Consider the following 17,312-nt stretch of genomic DNA (forward strand, 5'->3'; position numbering starts at 1 on the left):
GCCGCGGACGCGCGGGGGCGTACGCGGTCAGTACGCGATGCCCACACCCTGCTTGACGGCCGCCGGGTCGTCGATCAGCGCGAGCATCGCGTGCGCCACGTCGCCGCGGGAGATGGTCCGGCTGCTGCGCGGCGTGCCGCCCACGACCTTCCGGTAGACACCCGTGCGCGGCCCGTCCGTCAGCCTCGGCGGGCGCACCGCGGTCCAGTCCGTGGCGCTGGCGGCCAGCACCGCCTCCATCCGGGCGAGATCGGCGTACAGATCCGCGAACACCGCCCCGACCAGCTTGAGCGACAGCCGGTCGACCAGCGGGTCGCCCGCCGCCTTCGGCCCGACCGGCACCGCGCTCACCGCCAGCAGCCGCCGGGTGCCCTCGGCCTCCATCGCCGACACGATCCGCCCGGTGAGCCGCTCGGCGACGCCGTTCGCCTTCCGGTCGCGCGAACCCAGCCCCGAGAGCACCGCGTCGCGCCCCGCCACCGCCGCCCGCACCGCCGCCTCGTCGTCCAGCCGGACGGCACCGTGCAGCGCCGCGCGGTCCAGCGCTTCCGGGAGCCGGTCCGGGTCCCGGACCACGACGGTCACCTCGTGGCCCGCTTCGAGCGCCTGGCCCGTGATCTTCTGGCCGACACCGCCGGTCGCCCCGAACACGGTGATCTTCATGGCGCGCCCCTCAGGAGTGGGTGAGTGTTTACTAACCTCTAGAGTGGGTGACCTCCCACCCGGTCGTCAAGAATGCCGGGTCACGGCCTGTTGGAGCTCGTATGGACCAGAAGCCCGCCCGCGTCCGGATCGTCGACGCGGCGTACGAGCTGATGCTGTCCATCGGCCTCGCCCGGACCACCACCAAGGAGATCGCCAAGGCGGCCGGCTGCTCGGAGGCGGCGCTCTACAAGTACTTCTCCGGGAAGGAAGAGCTGTTCGTCACCGTCCTCGCGGAGCGGCTGCCCCGGCTCGGGGGCCTGCTCACCGAACTCACCGCCGGTGAGGGCAGCGTCGAGGACAACCTCACCGACATCGCCCGGCAGGCCGCCCTGTTCTACGAGCAGACCTTCCCCATGGCCGCGTCCCTGTACGCCGAACCCCAGCTCAAGCGCCGCCACGAGCAGGGCGTGGGAGGGTTGGAGGCCGGGCCCCACCTGCCGATCCAGCAGCTCGACGCCTATCTGCGCGCCGAGCAGGGCGCGGGCCGCGTCCGGGCCGGCGCGGACACCTACGCCGCCGCCTCCCTGCTGCTGGGCGCCTGCGCCCAGCGGGCCTTCGCCTACTCCACGCTCCCCGGCGGCGAACCCCCGCCGCCCCTGGACGACTTCGCCGCCTCCCTCGCCCGTACGCTCCTGGCCGGGATCAGTTAGCCAGCCAGTCGTCGATACCGGACAGCAGCTTCGCCTGTACCCCCACGGGGGCCGCCGATCCGCGCACCGACTGGCGGGCCAGCTCGGCCAGCTCCTCGTCGGTGAAGCCGTGGTGGCGGCGCACCAGCTCGTACTGGGCGGCCAGCCGCGAACCGAACAGCAGGGGATCGTCCGCTCCCAGCGCCATCGGCACGCCCGCGTCGAACAGCGTGCGCAAGGGGACATCGGCGGGCTTCTCGTAGACACCGAGGGCCACATTGGACGACGGGCACACCTCGCAGGTGATCTGCCGCTCGGCGAGCCTGCGCAGCAGCCGGGGGTCCTCGGCGGCCCGCACACCGTGGCCGATCCGCGAGGCGTCCAGGTCGTCGAGGCAGTCGCGCACGCTGGAGGGCCCCGAAAGCTCCCCGCCGTGCGGAGCCGCCAGCAGCCCGCCGTCCCGGGCGATGGCGAAGGCCCGGTCGAAGTCACGGGCCATCCCGCGCCGCTCGTCGTTGGAGAGCCCGAAGCCGACGACGCCCCGGTCGGCGTACCGCACGGCGAGCCGGGCCAGCGTGCGGGCGTCCAGCGGGTGCTTCATCCGGTTGGCGGCGATCACCACGCGCATGTCCAGGCCGGTGTCCCGGGAGGCGCTGTCCACGGCGTCCAGGATGATCTCGATGGCCGGGATCAGCCCGCCGAGCAGCGGGGCGTACGAGGTGGGGTCGACCTGGATCTCCAGCCAGCCGGAGCCGTCCGCGACATCCTCCTGGGCGCTCTCGCGCACCAGGCGCTGGATGTCCTCGGGGGACCGCAGGCAGGACCGGGCGATGTCGTAGAGCCGCTGGAAACGGAACCAGCCGCGCTCGTCGGTCGCCCGCAGTTTCGGCGGCTCGCCGCCGGTCAGGGCGTCGGGGAGATGGACCCCGTACTTGTCGGCGAGTTCCAGCAGGGTGGTGGGCCGCATCGACCCGGTGAAGTGCAGGTGCAGGTGGGCCTTGGGCAACAGACGTACATCACGCTCCATCGGAAGATCCTGCCGCACGGGCGGGCCGGAGCGGTAGCCGCTTTCCCCTTCCGGGGGCTGCTCGAACAAAAAAGTGCCCCCGGCCGGAGGGAATTCCGGCGGCCGGGGGCACTGACGCGCGGGCTTCTCAGGCCTTGGCCTCGCCCAGCAGCTTCTGGATCCGCGAGACGCCCTCGACCAGGTCGTTGTCGCCCAGCGCGTAGGAAAGGCGCAGGTAGCCGGGGGTGCCGAAGGCCTCTCCGGGCACGACGGCGACCTCCGCCTCGTCCAGGATCAGGGCGGCCAGCTCGACCGTGGTGGCCGGGCGCTTGCCGCGGATCTCCTTGCCGAGGAGGTCCTTCACCGCCGGGTAGGCGTAGAACGCGCCCTCGGGCTCCGGGCAGAACACGCCGTCGATCTCGTTGAGCATCCGCACGATGAGGTTGCGGCGGCGGTCGAAGGCGGTACGCATCTCGGCGACCGCGTCCAGCGAGCCGGAGACGGCCGCGAGCGCGGCGACCTGGGCGACGTTGGAGACGTTGGAGGTGGCGTGCGACTGGAGGTTGGTCGCGGCCTTGACGACGTCCTTGGGGCCGATGATCCAGCCCACCCGCCAGCCGGTCATGGCGTACGTCTTGGCTACGCCGTTGACGACGATGCACTTGTCGCGCAGCTCCGGGACGATCGCCGGGAGCGAGGTGAAGGTCGCGTCGCCGTAGACGAGGTGCTCGTAGATCTCGTCGGTCAGGACCCACAGGCCGTGCTCGACGGCCCAGCGGCCGATCGCCTCGGCGTCGGCCTCGCTGTAGACCGCGCCGGTCGGGTTGGAGGGCGAGACGAACAGGACGACCTTGGTCTTCTCGGTGCGCGCGGCCTCCAACTGCTCGACGGAGACCCGGTAGCCGGTGGTCTCGTCGGCGACGACCTCGACCGGGACACCGCCGGCGAGCCGGATCGACTCGGGGTAGGTGGTCCAGTACGGGGCGGGGACGATGACCTCGTCGCCCGGGTCGAGGATCGCGGCGAAGGCCTCGTAGATGGCCTGCTTGCCGCCGTTGGTCACCAGGATCTGGCCGGGGTCGACCTCGTAGCCGGAGTCGCGCAGCGTCTTCTCGGCGATGGCGGCCTTGAGCTCGGGGAGCCCGCCTGCGGGGGTGTAGCGGTGGTACTTCGGGTTGCGGCAGGCCTCGACCGCGGCGTCGACGATGTAGTCGGGCGTCGGGAAGTCGGGTTCGCCGGCCCCGAAGCCGATCACCGGACGCCCGGCGGCCTTGAGGGCCTTGGCCTTGGCGTCGACGGCGAGGGTCGCGGACTCGGAGATCGCACCGATGCGGGCGGAAACCCGGCGCTCGGACGGTGAAGTTGCAGCGCTCATGGCCCCATGCTCGCAGACGGCGAAAGCCGTCGGCGCAGGGGTTTCAGGGACCGGACAGGACCTGGACAGCATCCGGACACGACCGGTCGGTAGTTGTCTGTTCGACGCGGCGGCCCTGAGCACGTACACTCACCTGTCGTTGGCCTTCACCAGCCGCACCGTTCCTGCACCCGGTCACCGGGGAAGATGCGGTAGGTTGGTGGAAACCACCAAGGGTCGTAGCTCAATTGGTAGAGCACTGGTCTCCAAAACCAGCGGTTGGGGGTTCAAGTCCCTCCGGCCCTGCTACACACTCCTTCGCCAGGATGTGTGCGCATGTACGTACTTCATTGCACAGCCGTGCGGCTCCACCGGGCGCGGCACGGCCACGACCCGGAATCAGGTGAGTAGCGTGACGGACGCCGTGGGCTCCATCGACATGCCTGATGCCGATGATGAAGCTCCCGAGTCGAAGAAGAAGACTCGGAAGGGCGGCAAGCGCGGCAAGAAGGGCCCTCTGGGTCGGCTCGCGCTGTTCTACCGCCAGATCGTCGCTGAACTCCGTAAGGTTGTCTGGCCGACGCGTAGCCAGCTCACGACGTACACCTCCGTGGTGATCGTGTTCGTCGTCGTCATGATCGGTCTTGTTACCGTTCTCGACATGGGCTTCGCCCGGGTCGTCAAGTACGTCTTCGGCTGATCACGCGGAAGGCGTCGGACCCGGCGTCCCTTTCGCACGTTCCACCCTTTGTATCCAGGAAGAAGCAGCCATCGTGTCTGACCCGAACCTGAACGACGCCGTCGAGCCCGAGGCTGGCGCCTTCGAGTCCGCCGAGGACGAGCTCGACATCGTTGAGGCTGCTGACTCCGTGGACCCGGACCAGGCCGAAGCCGCCGAGGGCGAGGACGACGCGGCAGCCGATGAGGTCGCCGAGGCCGCCGAGACCGTCGAGGAAGAGGCCGCCGAGGCCGCCGACGAGGAGGAGGCCGAGCCGGCCGCCCCCGTCGACCCCGTCGCCGCCCTGCGTGACGAGCTCCGCACCCTCCCCGGCGAGTGGTACGTCATCCACACGTACGCCGGTTACGAGAAGCGCGTGAAGGCCAACCTGGAGCAGCGCGCCGTCTCGCTGAACGTGGAGGAGTTCATCTATCAGGCCGAGGTGCCTGAAGAGGAAATCGTCCAGATCAAGAACGGCGAGCGCAAGAACGTCCGGCAGAACAAGCTCCCCGGCTACGTGCTGGTGCGCATGGACCTGACGAACGAGTCCTGGGGCGTCGTGCGGAACACGCCGGGCGTCACCGGCTTCGTGGGCAACGCCTACGACCCGTACCCGCTGACCCTGGACGAGATCGTCAAGATGCTGGCCCCGGAGGCCGAGGAGAAGGCCGCCCGTGAGGCCGCCGAGGCCGAGGGCAAGCCGGCTCCGGCCCGCAAGGTCGAGGTCCAGGTGCTGGACTTCGAGGTCGGCGACTCGGTCACCGTCACCGACGGCCCGTTCGCCACGCTGCAGGCCACGATCAACGAGATCAACGCCGACTCGAAGAAGGTCAAGGGCCTCGTCGAGATCTTCGGCCGCGAGACCCCGGTCGAGCTCAGCTTCGACCAGATCCAGAAGAACTAGGCGCTTCCCGCCGCTTTCTGGACACATGCCTACCCAGCAGGTCAGAGGGGCTTCACAGCCGCTCTGACCTGCTGGGTTTTTGGTCGCACAGCTATACCCGTTATCGTTGTGCGGTATGCCTCCATCCGGATGACCGGAATGGCGGCGAAACACTCTCACTAGGACCCGGAGAGAGCAATGCCTCCCAAGAAGAAGAAGGTCACGGGGCTTATCAAGCTCCAGATCAACGCCGGTGCGGCGAACCCGGCCCCGCCGGTCGGCCCCGCGCTCGGTCAGCACGGCGTCAACATCATGGAGTTCTGCAAGGCCTACAACGCCGCGACCGAGTCGCAGCGTGGCATGGTCGTGCCGGTGGAGATCACGGTCTACGAGGACCGCTCGTTCACCTTCATCACCAAGACTCCGCCGGCCGCCAAGCTGATCCTCAAGGCCGCGGGTGTGAGCAAGGGCTCCAGCGAGCCGCACAAGACCAAGGTCGGCAAGCTCACCGCCGCCCAGGTCCGCGAGATCGCCACGACGAAGCTTCCCGACCTGAACGCCGACGACCTCGACTCCGCGTCGAAGATCGTCGCCGGCACCGCCCGTTCCATGGGCATCACGGTCGAAGGCTGATTCAGCCCCGTAGCCCTCAGTGGTAGGACCAAGCGCTGGTCCGCACCACGACTCCACACTCTGAATCCACAGGAGTAGAAGTGAAGCGCAGCAAGAACCTCCGCGCTGCGGACGCCAAGATCGACCGGGAGCGCGTGTACGCCCCGCTCGAGGCCGTCCGTCTCGCCAAGGACACCGCCACCACGAAGTTCGACGGCACCGTCGAGGTCGCCTTCCGCCTGGGTGTCGACCCGCGCAAGGCCGACCAGATGGTCCGCGGCACCGTGAACCTCCCGCACGGCACCGGCAAGACCGCCCGGGTCCTGGTCTTCGCGACCGGTGACCGTGCTGCGGCCGCGGAAGCCGCCGGAGCCGACATCGTCGGCGCCGACGAGCTGATCGACGAGGTGGCGAAGGGCCGTCTGGACTTCGACGCCGTCGTCGCCACCCCGGACCTCATGGGCAAGGTCGGCCGCCTGGGCCGCGTGCTCGGTCCGCGTGGTCTGATGCCGAACCCGAAGACCGGCACCGTCACCCCCGATGTCGTCAAGGCTGTCAACGACATCAAGGGCGGAAAGATCGAGTTCCGCGTCGACAAGCACTCCAACCTGCACTTCATCATCGGCAAGGTCTCGTTCGACGAGACCAAGCTGGTGGAGAACTACGCAGCGGCGCTGGAGGAAGTCCTCCGTCTGAAGCCGTCCGCCGCCAAGGGCCGCTACATCAAGAAGGCCGCCCTGACGACCACGATGGGCCCCGGCATCCCGCTGGACTCCAACCGCACCCGCAACCTCCTCGTCGAGGAGGACCCGGCCGCCGTCTGAGCCCTCGTGCTCACCCGGTAGCCGCGTCGTACGCGTGCACTGTGTGAACGGGCCCCGCAACCTTTAGAGGTGCGGGGCCCGTCCTCGTTTCCGTAAGCCCCCACGCCTGTCGGTGCCCTGTGCCACTGTGGGCTGCTGGGGACGACGGACGACACGAGGGGTGGACCGACACCATGAGGACGAGCACGGCACGACGCATGGGTACGGCTCTCGCCGCCGCGGCGGCACTGACGTCGATGGCGGCCTGCAGTGGCTCCGACAGCGCCGGCGGCTCCGGGGAGGGCAAGGCGGACGCCGTCGCCAAGGCGAGGCCCGTGGCCGCGCTGAAGCAGGTGCAGCAGAAGACCGGCGGCTCCCGGTCCGCGAAGGTCGAGGGCTCCACCGAGATGGGCGGCACGATGTCCATGAAGCAGTCCGGGACCATCGGCTGGGCCGACGGACTCTCGGGCGCGCTCACCATCACGTACACCGGCGGCACCATGGGCGAAGCCCTGAAGAAGGCCGGTGGCGACGGATCGGTCGAGGCGCGCTACTTCAAGGACGAGTACTACGCCAACATGGGCGCCGGTATGGCGGCCAACGCCGGCGGCAAGAACTGGATCCGGTACTCCTACAAGGACCTCGCGGAGCTGGGCGGGGCCGCCGGCGACGTCATGAAGGACCAGATCCAGAACAGCACGCCCGAGCAGGGTGTGAAGGCGCTCCTGGCCTCCGGCGATGTGAAGAAGGTCGGCCAGGAGGACGTCCGCGGTGTCCCCGCGACGCACTACTCCGGCACGATCGACGTGGCCGGGCTGACCGCCGAGAACAGCGACCTGGACGCGAGGCAGCTGACCGCGTTCAAGGAGCAGCTGGCGCTGGCCGGGGTGACCACCCAGACCGTCGACATCTGGGTCGACGAGAACGACCTGCTGGTGAAGAAGACCGAGCGCGGCGAGATGAAGACCGGCACGTTCAACTCGACGCTCTTCTACAGCGACTACGGCACCGAGGTCCCCGCCAACAGGCCGGAGGCCTCGGACACCGTGGACTTCAAGGAGCTGCTGAAGCAGGGCGCTACCCCGAGCGGCGCCTCCTGACACCCTTTCCCCGGGACGAACAGGGACGGATTTGCCCGTCGCCCGTCCGGTCGCGTACTCTCACCAGGAAGCCAAAGACCGCTGGTCGTCGCTGTGCCTCGAAAGGGGGACGGCGACCGAAGGTTCCGCTAGATCGGACGACCCGCGCAGGTGACTGTGGAACGCTCCCGGACTCTGTTCGGTCGAGCTGCGCCCTGGCACTTGTGCTGGGGCGTTTCGTCTTTCCCGGCCCCTTGCGAGCGGTCCTCATCACCCGGAAGGAGGCCGACGCTCATGCCCAGGCCCGACAAAGCTGGCGCGGTAGCCGAGCTCACGGACCAGTTCCGTAACTCGAACGCCGCCATGCTGACCGAGTACCGGGGTCTCACCGTGGCTCAGCTCAAGCAGCTGCGCCGTTCGCTCGGTGAGAACGCCCAGTACGCCGTGGTGAAGAACACGCTGACCAAGATTGCGGCCAACGAGGCCGGGATCGACGCGCTGGACGACCTGTTCTCGGGTCCGACGGCGGTTGCCTTCATCACCGGTGACCCGGTGGAGTCGGCGAAGGGTCTTCGTGACTTCGCCAAGGACAACCCGAACCTCATCATCAAGGGCGGTGTCCTTGACGGTAAGGCGCTGTCCGCCGATGAGATCAAGAAGCTTGCGGACCTCGAGTCCCGCGAGGTTCTGCTCTCCAAGCTGGCCGGTGCTTTCAAGGGCAAGCAGACGCAGGCGGCGCAGGTCTTCCAGGCCCTGCCCTCCAAGTTCGTCCGCACCGCGGAAGCTCTTCGCGCCAAGAAGGAAGAGCAGGGCGGTGCCGGTACTCCGGCTCCCGCCGAGGCCGCCGAGTAATCACGCTCAGCGGTCCAGCGGGCTCCACGTACGCCCGCCGACATATTCATCCGGCACCTGCCGAATAGTGGAAGGACGCCTGTCATGGCGAAGCTGTCCCAGGACGACCTGCTCGCGCAGTTCGAAGAGATGACCCTCATCGAGCTCTCCGAGTTCGTGAAGGCCTTCGAGGAGAAGTTCGACGTCACCGCCGCCGCGGCCGTCGCCGTCGCCGGCCCCGCCGCGGGCGGCGCCCCGGCCGAGGCCGCTGTCGAGCAGGACGAGTTCGACGTCATCCTCACCGGCGCCGGCGAGAAGAAGATCCAGGTCATCAAGGTCGTGCGTGAGCTGACCTCGCTGGGTCTGAAGGAGGCCAAGGACCTCGTCGACGGCACCCCGAAGCCGGTCCTCGAGAAGGTCGCCAAGGAGGCCGCCGACAAGGCTGCCGAGTCCCTCAAGGCCGCCGGCGCTTCCGTCGAGGTCAAGTAACACCTCGGGAGTCCTCGGGACTCCCTGGGCACGTCAGGTGCCCGCGCCAAGGGCGATCACCCATCCGGGTGGTCGCCCTTCGGCGTGCCCGGGGCGGGTGCCTTGCTCTTCCGCCGACGACGAGTAGGGTGATCTTCGCCGTGCGCCTCCCGCAGGCCCCTCCAGGGCGTCCCGCGGGTTCCCGGGGGCGGCCGGTGAAGGCTCCTGGCCGGTCCGATCGGACCGGCGGGCCTTGACGAACCGGACGCGGCGCGCAATTCTCAGGACGCGTCCTCACTTCGATCCGTATCCGAGGCATGGATCGAGAGTGAAGAGGGAAGTAAAGAAGCGCGCACCCCGCGCGAGGGCTAGACATAGGTGTTGAGAACAGCTGTTGAGAGCAACGTGGGTCTCTGAGAACCCCGACTGGACATCAGTGTGCCGCTTGGCTACACTGACCCTTTGCGCTGCCTGTTAGCTGCCTCCTGCCCGTCACCAGGGGCATGCCCACGCTGAAGCACCGATGACCGACCCCCTCCGACCTGGTCGCTTGCGACCGATTCGGAACGGCCTGTCTTTGTGTCCAGGGTGGGACCGGTACGCGCGTAGTGAGTCCGAGCCCTCGGAAGGACCCCCTCTTGGCCGCCTCGCGCAACGCCTCGACCGCGAATACGAACAACGGTGCCAGCACCGCCCCGCTGCGCATCTCTTTTGCAAAGATCAAGGAGCCCCTCGAGGTTCCGAACCTCCTCGCGCTGCAGACCGAGAGCTTTGACTGGCTCCTCGGCAACGCCGCCTGGAAGGCTCGCGTCGAGGCTGCTCTGGACAGTGGACAAGACGTCCCCACCAAGTCCGGCCTCGAGGAGATCTTCGAGGAGATCTCTCCGATCGAGGACTTCTCCGGGTCGATGTCGCTTACGTTCCGCGACCACCGATTCGAGCCCCCGAAGAACTCGATCGACGAGTGCAAGGAGCGCGACTTCACGTTCGCCGCGCCGCTCTTCGTCACGGCCGAGTTCACCAACAACGAGACCGGCGAGATCAAGTCCCAGACGGTCTTCATGGGCGACTTCCCGCTCATGACCAACAAGGGCACCTTCGTCATCAACGGCACCGAGCGTGTCGTCGTGTCGCAGCTGGTCCGCTCGCCGGGTGTCTACTTCGACTCCTCCATCGACAAGACGTCCGACAAGGACATCTTCTCCGCCAAGATCATCCCCTCCCGGGGTGCCTGGCTGGAGATGGAGATCGACAAGCGCGACATGGTCGGTGTCCGCATCGACCGCAAGCGCAAGCAGTCCGTCACCGTCCTCCTGAAGGCTCTCGGCTGGACCACCGAGCAGATCCTCGAGGAGTTCGGCGAGTACGAGTCCATGCGCGCCACCCTGGAGAAGGACCACACCCAGGGCCAGGACGACGCACTGCTCGACATCTACCGCAAGCTGCGTCCGGGCGAGCCGCCGACCCGCGAGGCCGCTCAGACGCTGCTCGAGAACCTCTACTTCAACCCGAAGCGCTACGACCTCGCGAAGGTCGGCCGCTACAAGGTGAACAAGAAGCTCGGCGCCGATGAGCCGCTGGACGCCGGGGTGCTCACCACCGACGACGTCATCGCGACCATCAAGTACCTGGTCAAGCTGCACGCCGGTGAGACCGAGACGATCGGCGAGTCCGGCCGGGAGATCGTCGTCGAGACCGACGACATCGACCACTTCGGCAACCGTCGTCTGCGCAACGTCGGCGAGCTCATCCAGAACCAGGTCCGTACGGGCCTGGCGCGGATGGAACGCGTCGTGCGCGAGCGCATGACCACCCAGGACGTCGAGGCGATCACGCCGCAGACCCTGATCAACATCCGGCCGGTCGTCGCCTCCATCAAGGAGTTCTTCGGCACCAGCCAGCTGTCGCAGTTCATGGACCAGAACAACCCGCTGTCGGGTCTCACCCACAAGCGCCGTCTGTCGGCTCTTGGCCCGGGTGGCCTCTCCCGTGAGCGGGCCGGCTTCGAGGTCCGAGACGTGCACCCGTCCCACTACGGACGCATGTGCCCGATCGAGACCCCCGAAGGCCCGAACATCGGTCTGATCGGTTCGCTCGCCTCGTACGGCCGGGTCAACGCGTTCGGCTTCATCGAGACGCCGTACCGCAAGGTCGTCGACGGCCAGGTCACCGACGACGTCGACTACATCACCGCTGACGAAGAGGACCGCTTCGTCATCGCCCAGGCGAACGCGACCCTCAACGACGAGCTGCGCTTCACCGAGCCGCGCGTCCTGGTCCGCCGTCGTGGCGGAGAGGTCGACTACGTGCCCGGCACGGACGTCGACTACATGGACGTCTCGCCGCGCCAGATGGTGTCCGTCGCCACCGCGATGATCCCCTTCCTGGAGCACGACGACGCCAACCGTGCCCTCATGGGCGCGAACATGATGCGTCAGGCGGTGCCGCTGATTAAGTCGGAGGCCCCGCTGGTCGGCACCGGCATGGAGTACCGCTGCGCCACCGACGCCGGCGACGTCCTCAAGGCCGAGAAGGACGGTGTGGTCCAGGAGGTCTCCGCGGACTACATCACCGTCACGAATGACGACGGCACGTACACCACGTACCGCATCGCCAAGTTCATGCGCTCCAACCAGGGCACCTCGGTCAACCAGAAGGTCGTCGTCTCCGAAGGCGACCGGATCGTGGCCGACCAGGTGCTCGCCGACGGACCGGCCACCGAGAACGGTGAGATGGCCCTCGGCAAGAACCTGCTCGTGGCGTTCATGCCGTGGGAGGGTCACAACTACGAGGACGCGATCATCCTGTCGCAGCGCCTCGTGCAGGACGACGTCCTCTCCTCGATCCACATCGAGGAGCACGAGGTCGACGCCCGTGACACCAAGCTCGGCCCGGAGGAGATCACCCGGGACATCCCGAACGTCTCCGAAGAGGTCCTCGCCGACCTCGACGAGCGCGGCATCATCCGGATCGGTGCCGAGGTCGTCGCCGGCGACATCCTCGTCGGCAAGGTCACGCCCAAGGGTGAGACCGAGCTGACCCCCGAGGAGCGCCTGCTCCGCGCGATCTTCGGTGAGAAGGCGCGCGAGGTGCGCGACACCTCGCTGAAGGTGCCGCACGGTGAGATCGGCAAGGTCATCGGCGTCCGCGTCTTCGACCGCGAAGAGGGCGACGAGCTGCCGCCGGGCGTGAACCAGCTGGTCCGCGTCTACGTCGCGCAGAAGCGCAAGATCACCGATGGTGACAAGCTCGCCGGCCGTCACGGCAACAAGGGCGTCATCTCCAAGATCCTGCCGATCGAGGACATGCCGTTCCTGGAGGACGGCACCCCGGTCGACATCATCCTCAACCCGCTGGGTGTCCCGTCCCGAATGAACCCGGGACAGGTCCTGGAGATCCACCTCGGCTGGCTCGCCAGCCGCGGCTGGGACGTCTCCGGCCTCGGTGACGAGTGGGCCAAGCGCCTGCAGGCCATCGGCGCCGACCAGGTCGCCCCCGGCACCAACGTCGCCACGCCCGTCTTCGACGGTGCGCGCGAGGACGAGATCTCCGGTCTCTTCGAGGCCACGATCCCCAACCGCGACGGCGACCGCCTGGTCCAGCCCTCCGGCAAGGCCCAGCTGTTCGACGGCCGCTCCGGCGAGCCGTTCCCGGACCCGGTCTCGGTCGGGTTCATGTACATCCTCAAGCTGCACCACCTGGTCGACGACAAGCTCCACGCGCGTTCGACCGGTCCGTACTCCATGATCACGCAGCAGCCGCTGGGTGGTAAGGCACAGTTCGGTGGTCAGCGCTTCGGTGAGATGGAGGTGTGGGCCCTTGAGGCTTACGGCGCCGCGTACGCCCTCCAGGAGCTCCTGACGATCAAGTCCGACGACGTGACCGGCCGCGTGAAGGTCTACGAGGCCATCGTCAAGGGCGAGAACATCCCCGAGCCCGGCATTCCCGAGTCCTTCAAGGTGCTCATCAAGGAAATGCAGTCGCTCTGCCTCAACGTGGAGGTGCTGTCCTCGGACGGCATGTCCATCGAGATGCGCGATACGGACGAGGACGTCTTCCGCGCGGCCGAGGAACTCGGTATCGACCTGTCCCGGCGCGAGCCGAGCAGCGTCGAAGAGGTCTGACGGGCCGGCCGGCCGCCTCGTCCCGAGGCGGCCGGCCCTCCCCGGACCCGTTCAGACCATTGATTGAGACGAGACCCCGAAAGAGGGATTGACGACAAGTGCTCGACGTCAACTTCTTCGACGAGCTGCGGATCGGCCTTGCCACCGCGGACGACATCCGGACCTGGTCGCACGGCGAAGTCAAGAAGCCGGAGACCATCAACTACCGCACGCTCAAGCCCGAAAAGGACGGACTCTTCTGCGAGAAGATCTTCGGTCCGACCCGGGACTGGGAGTGCTACTGCGGCAAGTACAAGCGTGTCCGCTTCAAGGGCATCATCTGCGAGCGCTGCGGCGTCGAGGTCACTCGCGCCAAGGTGCGTCGTGAGCGGATGGGCCACATCGAGCTTGCCGCTCCCGTCACCCACATCTGGTACTTCAAGGGCGTTCCCTCGCGCCTCGGGTACCTGCTGGACCTCGCGCCGAAGGACCTGGAAAAGGTCATCTACTTCGCCGCGTACATGATCACGTTCGTGGACGAGGAGCGTCGTACCCGCGACCTGCCGTCGCTGGAGGCCCACGTCTCCGTCGAGCGTCAGCAGACCGAGAACCGCCGCGACGCCGACCTCGAGGCCCGGGCCAAGAAGCTCGAGACCGACCTGGCCGAGCTGGAGGCCGAGGGCGCCAAGGCCGACGTGCGCCGGAAGGTGCGCGAGGGCGCCGAGCGTGAGATGAAGCAGCTGCGCGACCGTGCGCAGCGCGAGATCGACCGCCTCGACGAGGTGTGGAGCCGCTTCAAGAACCTCAAGGTCCAGGACCTGGAGGGCGACGAGCTGCTCTACCGCGAGCTGCGTGACCGCTTCGGCACGTACTTCGACGGCTGCATGGGCGCCGCCGCGCTGCAGAAGCGTCTGGAGTCCTTCGACCTGGAGGAGGAGGCCGAGCGCCTCCGCGAGATCATCCGTACCGGCAAGGGCCAGAAGAAGACCCGTGCGCTCAAGCGCCTCAAGGTCGTCTCCGCGTTCCTGCAGACCAGCAACAAGCCCAAGGGCATGGTGCTCGACTGCGTGCCGGTCATCCCGCCGGACCTGCGTCCGATGGTGCAGCTGGACGGTGGCCGCTTCGCGACCTCCGACCTGAACGACCTGTACCGCCGTGTGATCAACCGCAACAACCGCCTCAAGCGTCTCCTCGACCTCGGCGCCCCCGAGATCATCGTGAACAACGAGAAGCGGATGCTGCAGGAGGCCGTCGACGCGCTGTTCGACAACGGCCGCCGCGGTCGCCCGGTCACCGGTCCCGGCAACCGCCCGCTGAAGTCCCTGAGCGACATGCTCAAGGGCAAGCAGGGCCGTTTCCGTCAGAACCTCCTCGGCAAGCGTGTGGACTACTCCGCGCGTTCCGTGATCGTCGTCGGTCCGCAGCTCAAACTGCACCAGTGCGGTCTGCCGAAGGCGATGGCGCTGGAGCTCTTCAAGCCGTTCGTGATGAAGCGCCTGGTGGACCTGAACCACGCGCAGAACATCAAGTCGGCCAAGCGCATGGTCGAGCGTGGCCGCACCGTCGTGTACGACGTCCTCGAAGAGGTCATCGCCGAGCACCCGGTGCTGCTGAACCGTGCGCCCACCCTGCACCGCCTCGGCATCCAGGCCTTCGAGCCCCAGCTGGTCGAGGGCAAGGCCATCCAGATCCACCCGCTCGTCTGCACCGCGTTCAACGCGGACTTCGACGGTGACCAGATGGCCGTGCACCTGCCGCTCTCCGCGGAGGCGCAGGCCGAGGCCCGCATCCTGATGCTGTCCTCGAACAACATCCTGAAGCCGGCCGACGGCCGTCCCGTCACCATGCCGACCCAGGACATGGTGCTGGGCCTCTTCTTCCTCACCACGGACGACGAGGGCCGCGACGTCAAGGGCACGGACCGCGCGTTCGGCTCCACGGCCGAGGCCACCATGGCCTTCGACGCCCGCGAGCTGTCGCTCCAGGCGAAGGTCGACATCCGCTTCCCGGTCGGCACCATGCCGCCGCGTGGCTGGGTGCCGCCGGTCGCCGAGGAGGGTGAGCCGGAGTACCAGCCCGGCGACACCTTCCGGCTGCGGACCACCCTGGGCCGTGCGCTCTTCAACGAGCTGCTGCCCGAGGACTACCCGTTCGTCGACTACTCGGTGGGCAAGAAGCAGCTCTCCGAGATCGTCAACGACCTGGCCGAGCGCTACCCCAAGGTCATCGTGGCGGCGACGCTCGACAACCTGAAGGCGGCGGGCTTCCACTGGGCGACCCGTTCGGGCGTCACCGTGGCCATCTCCGACGTCGTCGTGCCCGAGGCCAAGAAGGCCATCGTCAAGGGCTACGAGGAGCAGGACGAGAAGGTCCAGAAGCAGTACGAGCGCGGTCTGATCACCAAGGACGAGCGCACGCAGGAGCTCATCGCGATCTGGACCAAGGCGACCAACGAGGTTGCCGAGGCGATGAACGCGAACTTCCCGAAGACGAACCCCATCTTCATGATGGTCGACTCGGGTGCCCGAGGAAACATGATGCAGATGCGTCAGATCGCGGGTATGCGTGGTCTGGTGTCGAACGCCAAGAACGAGACGATTCCCCGTCCCATCAAGGCGTCCTTCCGCGAGGGCCTCACCGTTCTGGAGTACTTCATCTCCACGCACGGTGCCCGTAAGGGTCTGGCGGACACCGCCCTGCGTACCGCCGACTCGGGTTACCTGACCCGTCGTCTGGTGGACGTCTCGCAGGACGTGATCATTCGCGAGGAGGACTGCGGCACCGACCGCGGCCTCAAGCTGAAGATCGCGGTCAAGGGCGCCGACGGCGTGCTCCGCAAGACGGACGACGTCGAGACCTCGGTCTACGCCCGCATGCTCGCCGAGGACGTCGTGGTGGACGGCAAGGTCATCGCGCCTGCCAACGTCGACCTCGGTGACGTCCTGATCGACGCCCTGGTGGGCGCCGGCGTCGAGGAGGTCAAGACCCGCTCGGTCCTGACCTGTGAGTCCGCGGTCGGCACCTGTGCCTTCTGCTACGGACGCTCGCTCGCCACCGGCAAGCTGGTCGACATCGGTGAGGCGGTCGGCATCATCGCCGCCCAGTCCATCGGTGAGCCCGGTACCCAGCTGACGATGCGTACCTTCCACACCGGTGGTGTGGCCGGTGACGACATCACCCAGGGTCTGCCCCGTGTCGTCGAGCTCTTCGAGGCCCGTACGCCGAAGGGCGTCGCCCCGATCTCCGAGGCCAAGGGCCGCGTGCGGATCGAGGAGACCGAGAAGACCAAGAAGCTCGTCGTCACCCCGGACGACGGCAGCGACGAGACGGCGTTCCCGATCTCGAAGCGTGCCCGTCTCCTGGTGGGCGAGGGCGACGCGGTCGAGGTGGGCCAGAAGCTCACCGTCGGTGCGACCAACCCGCACGACGTGCTGCGCATCCTCGGCCAGCGTGCGGTCCAGGTCCACCTGGTCGGCGAAGTCCAGAAGGTCTACAACTCGCAGGGCGTGTCGATCCACGACAAGCACATCGAGATCATCATCCGGCAGATGCTCCGCCGCGTGACGATCATCGAGTCCGGCGACGCGGAGCTGCTTCCGGGCGAGCTGGTCGAGCGGTCGAAGTTCGAGACCGAGAACCGTCGTGTGGTCACCGAGGGCGGTCACCCCGCCTCCGGCCGTCCGCAGCTGATGGGTATCACCAAGGCCTCGCTCGCCACCGAGTCGTGGCTGTCGGCGGCGTCCTTCCAGGAGACGACCAGGGTCCTCACCGACGCGGCGATCAACGCCAAGTCGGACTCCCTGATCGGCCTCAAGGAGAACGTCATCATCGGTAAGCTCATCCCGGCCGGTACGGGCCTGTCCCGCTACCGCAACATCCGGGTCGAGCCGACCGAGGAGGCCAAGGCCGCGATGTACTCGGCCGTCGGCTACGACGACATCGACTACTCGCCGTTCGGCACGGGCTCCGGCCAGGCCGTTCCGCTGGAGGACTACGACTACGGTCCGTACAACCAGTAAGCGAGTCGCTTGAACGCCTGAGGGCGGTCACCCCTGTACGCCAGGGGGTGGCCGCCCTCCGGCGTGTGCTGGGAGGGGTCTTCCGGGGGCCTGGGAGCCCGG

Annotated in this window: 13 protein-coding genes and 1 tRNA gene; 11 read left to right on the forward strand and 3 right to left on the reverse strand. The window is 67.7% G+C overall.

Annotated features, from left to right (window positions below):
- Window positions 1-27: 27 nt before the first annotated feature.
- Window positions 28-663 carry an NAD(P)-dependent oxidoreductase gene (locus RNL97_RS19835; RefSeq protein WP_313751005.1) on the reverse strand — a complete coding sequence of 212 codons (636 nt, stop codon included), beginning with the start codon at window positions 661-663 and terminating at the stop codon, window positions 28-30.
- A 101-nt stretch (window positions 664-764) separates the two neighbouring features.
- Between RNL97_RS19835 and RNL97_RS19840 the strand changes: the two genes are divergently transcribed.
- The gene (locus tag RNL97_RS19840; protein ID WP_313751006.1) at window positions 765-1,355 is read left to right on the forward strand and encodes a TetR/AcrR family transcriptional regulator; all 591 of its coding nucleotides are present in this window, start codon (window positions 765-767) and stop codon (window positions 1,353-1,355) included.
- Here the strand turns inward: RNL97_RS19840 and RNL97_RS19845 are convergent.
- Both RNL97_RS19845 and RNL97_RS19850 read right to left on the reverse strand, forming a co-directional pair.
- Window positions 1,348-2,361, reverse strand: a complete 1,014-nt coding sequence (locus tag RNL97_RS19845) for an adenosine deaminase (protein ID WP_030578139.1) — start codon at window positions 2,359-2,361, stop codon at window positions 1,348-1,350. The two genes, RNL97_RS19840 and RNL97_RS19845, sit on opposite strands and share 8 nt — an antisense overlap.
- Before the next feature lie 127 nt (window positions 2,362-2,488).
- Window positions 2,489-3,715 (reverse strand): pyridoxal phosphate-dependent aminotransferase, encoded by a 1,227-nt coding sequence (locus tag RNL97_RS19850; protein WP_030578136.1) that lies wholly within the window; start codon window positions 3,713-3,715, stop codon window positions 2,489-2,491.
- A 212-nt stretch (window positions 3,716-3,927) separates the two neighbouring features.
- Between RNL97_RS19850 and RNL97_RS19855 the strand changes: the two genes are divergently transcribed.
- The 10 genes from RNL97_RS19855 to RNL97_RS19900 all read left to right on the forward strand — a co-directional run bounded on the left by RNL97_RS19855 (window position 3,928) and on the right by RNL97_RS19900 (window position 17,210).
- Window positions 3,928-4,000, forward strand: a tRNA-Trp gene (locus tag RNL97_RS19855).
- A 106-nt stretch (window positions 4,001-4,106) separates the two neighbouring features.
- Window positions 4,107-4,394 (forward strand): preprotein translocase subunit SecE, encoded by a 288-nt coding sequence (gene secE / locus RNL97_RS19860; protein ID WP_010071801.1) that lies wholly within the window; start codon window positions 4,107-4,109, stop codon window positions 4,392-4,394.
- 73 nt (window positions 4,395-4,467) lie between these two features.
- Window positions 4,468-5,316 (forward strand): transcription termination/antitermination protein NusG, encoded by an 849-nt coding sequence (nusG, locus tag RNL97_RS19865; protein WP_030578132.1) that lies wholly within the window; start codon window positions 4,468-4,470, stop codon window positions 5,314-5,316.
- A 177-nt stretch (window positions 5,317-5,493) separates the two neighbouring features.
- The gene (gene rplK, locus RNL97_RS19870) at window positions 5,494-5,928 is read left to right on the forward strand and encodes a 50S ribosomal protein L11 (RefSeq protein WP_030578129.1); all 435 of its coding nucleotides are present in this window, start codon (window positions 5,494-5,496) and stop codon (window positions 5,926-5,928) included.
- A gap of 80 nt (window positions 5,929-6,008) precedes the next feature.
- Window positions 6,009-6,731, forward strand: coding sequence for a 50S ribosomal protein L1 (gene rplA / locus RNL97_RS19875; protein ID WP_030578126.1), 723 nt, complete (start codon window positions 6,009-6,011; stop codon window positions 6,729-6,731).
- 173 nt (window positions 6,732-6,904) lie between these two features.
- Window positions 6,905-7,810: an SCO4651 family lipoprotein gene (locus tag RNL97_RS19880; protein ID WP_243314806.1), complete on the forward strand. Its 906-nt coding sequence runs from the start codon at window positions 6,905-6,907 to the stop codon at window positions 7,808-7,810.
- Between the two features lie 273 nt (window positions 7,811-8,083).
- Window positions 8,084-8,641, forward strand: coding sequence for a 50S ribosomal protein L10 (gene rplJ / locus RNL97_RS19885; protein WP_030578120.1), 558 nt, complete (start codon window positions 8,084-8,086; stop codon window positions 8,639-8,641).
- Between the two features lie 84 nt (window positions 8,642-8,725).
- A complete protein-coding gene (gene rplL, locus RNL97_RS19890; RefSeq protein WP_030578117.1) occupies window positions 8,726-9,109 on the forward strand; it encodes a 50S ribosomal protein L7/L12 in 384 nt (127 codons plus the stop codon).
- A 617-nt stretch (window positions 9,110-9,726) separates the two neighbouring features.
- Window positions 9,727-13,212, forward strand: coding sequence for a DNA-directed RNA polymerase subunit beta (gene rpoB, locus RNL97_RS19895; RefSeq protein WP_030578113.1), 3,486 nt, complete (start codon window positions 9,727-9,729; stop codon window positions 13,210-13,212).
- Between the two features lie 98 nt (window positions 13,213-13,310).
- Window positions 13,311-17,210, forward strand: coding sequence for a DNA-directed RNA polymerase subunit beta' (locus tag RNL97_RS19900; protein ID WP_030578110.1), 3,900 nt, complete (start codon window positions 13,311-13,313; stop codon window positions 17,208-17,210).
- Window positions 17,211-17,312 lie beyond the last annotated feature (102 nt).

Origin of the sequence: Streptomyces parvus, assembly GCF_032121415.1 — a bacterium.
Lineage (GTDB): Bacteria > Actinomycetota > Actinomycetes > Streptomycetales > Streptomycetaceae > Streptomyces > Streptomyces globisporus_A.

What these genes read in the sequence shown, in the direction of transcription:
- rplL (WP_030578117.1), top strand. Translation starts at nt 8,726, where the DNA reads ATGGCGAAGCTGTCCCAGGACGACCTGCTCGCGCAGTTCGAAGAGATG.
- RNL97_RS19850 (WP_030578136.1), bottom strand. Translation starts at nt 3,715, where the DNA reads ATGAGCGCTGCAACTTCACCGTCCGAGCGCCGGGTTTCCGCCCGCATC.
- RNL97_RS19835 (WP_313751005.1), bottom strand. Translation starts at nt 663, where the DNA reads ATGAAGATCACCGTGTTCGGGGCGACCGGCGGTGTCGGCCAGAAGATC.
- rplK (WP_030578129.1), top strand. Translation starts at nt 5,494, where the DNA reads ATGCCTCCCAAGAAGAAGAAGGTCACGGGGCTTATCAAGCTCCAGATC.
- RNL97_RS19840 (WP_313751006.1), top strand. Translation starts at nt 765, where the DNA reads ATGGACCAGAAGCCCGCCCGCGTCCGGATCGTCGACGCGGCGTACGAG.
- RNL97_RS19880 (WP_243314806.1), top strand. Translation starts at nt 6,905, where the DNA reads ATGAGGACGAGCACGGCACGACGCATGGGTACGGCTCTCGCCGCCGCG.
- rplJ (WP_030578120.1), top strand. Translation starts at nt 8,084, where the DNA reads ATGCCCAGGCCCGACAAAGCTGGCGCGGTAGCCGAGCTCACGGACCAG.
- RNL97_RS19845 (WP_030578139.1), bottom strand. Translation starts at nt 2,361, where the DNA reads ATGGAGCGTGATGTACGTCTGTTGCCCAAGGCCCACCTGCACCTGCAC.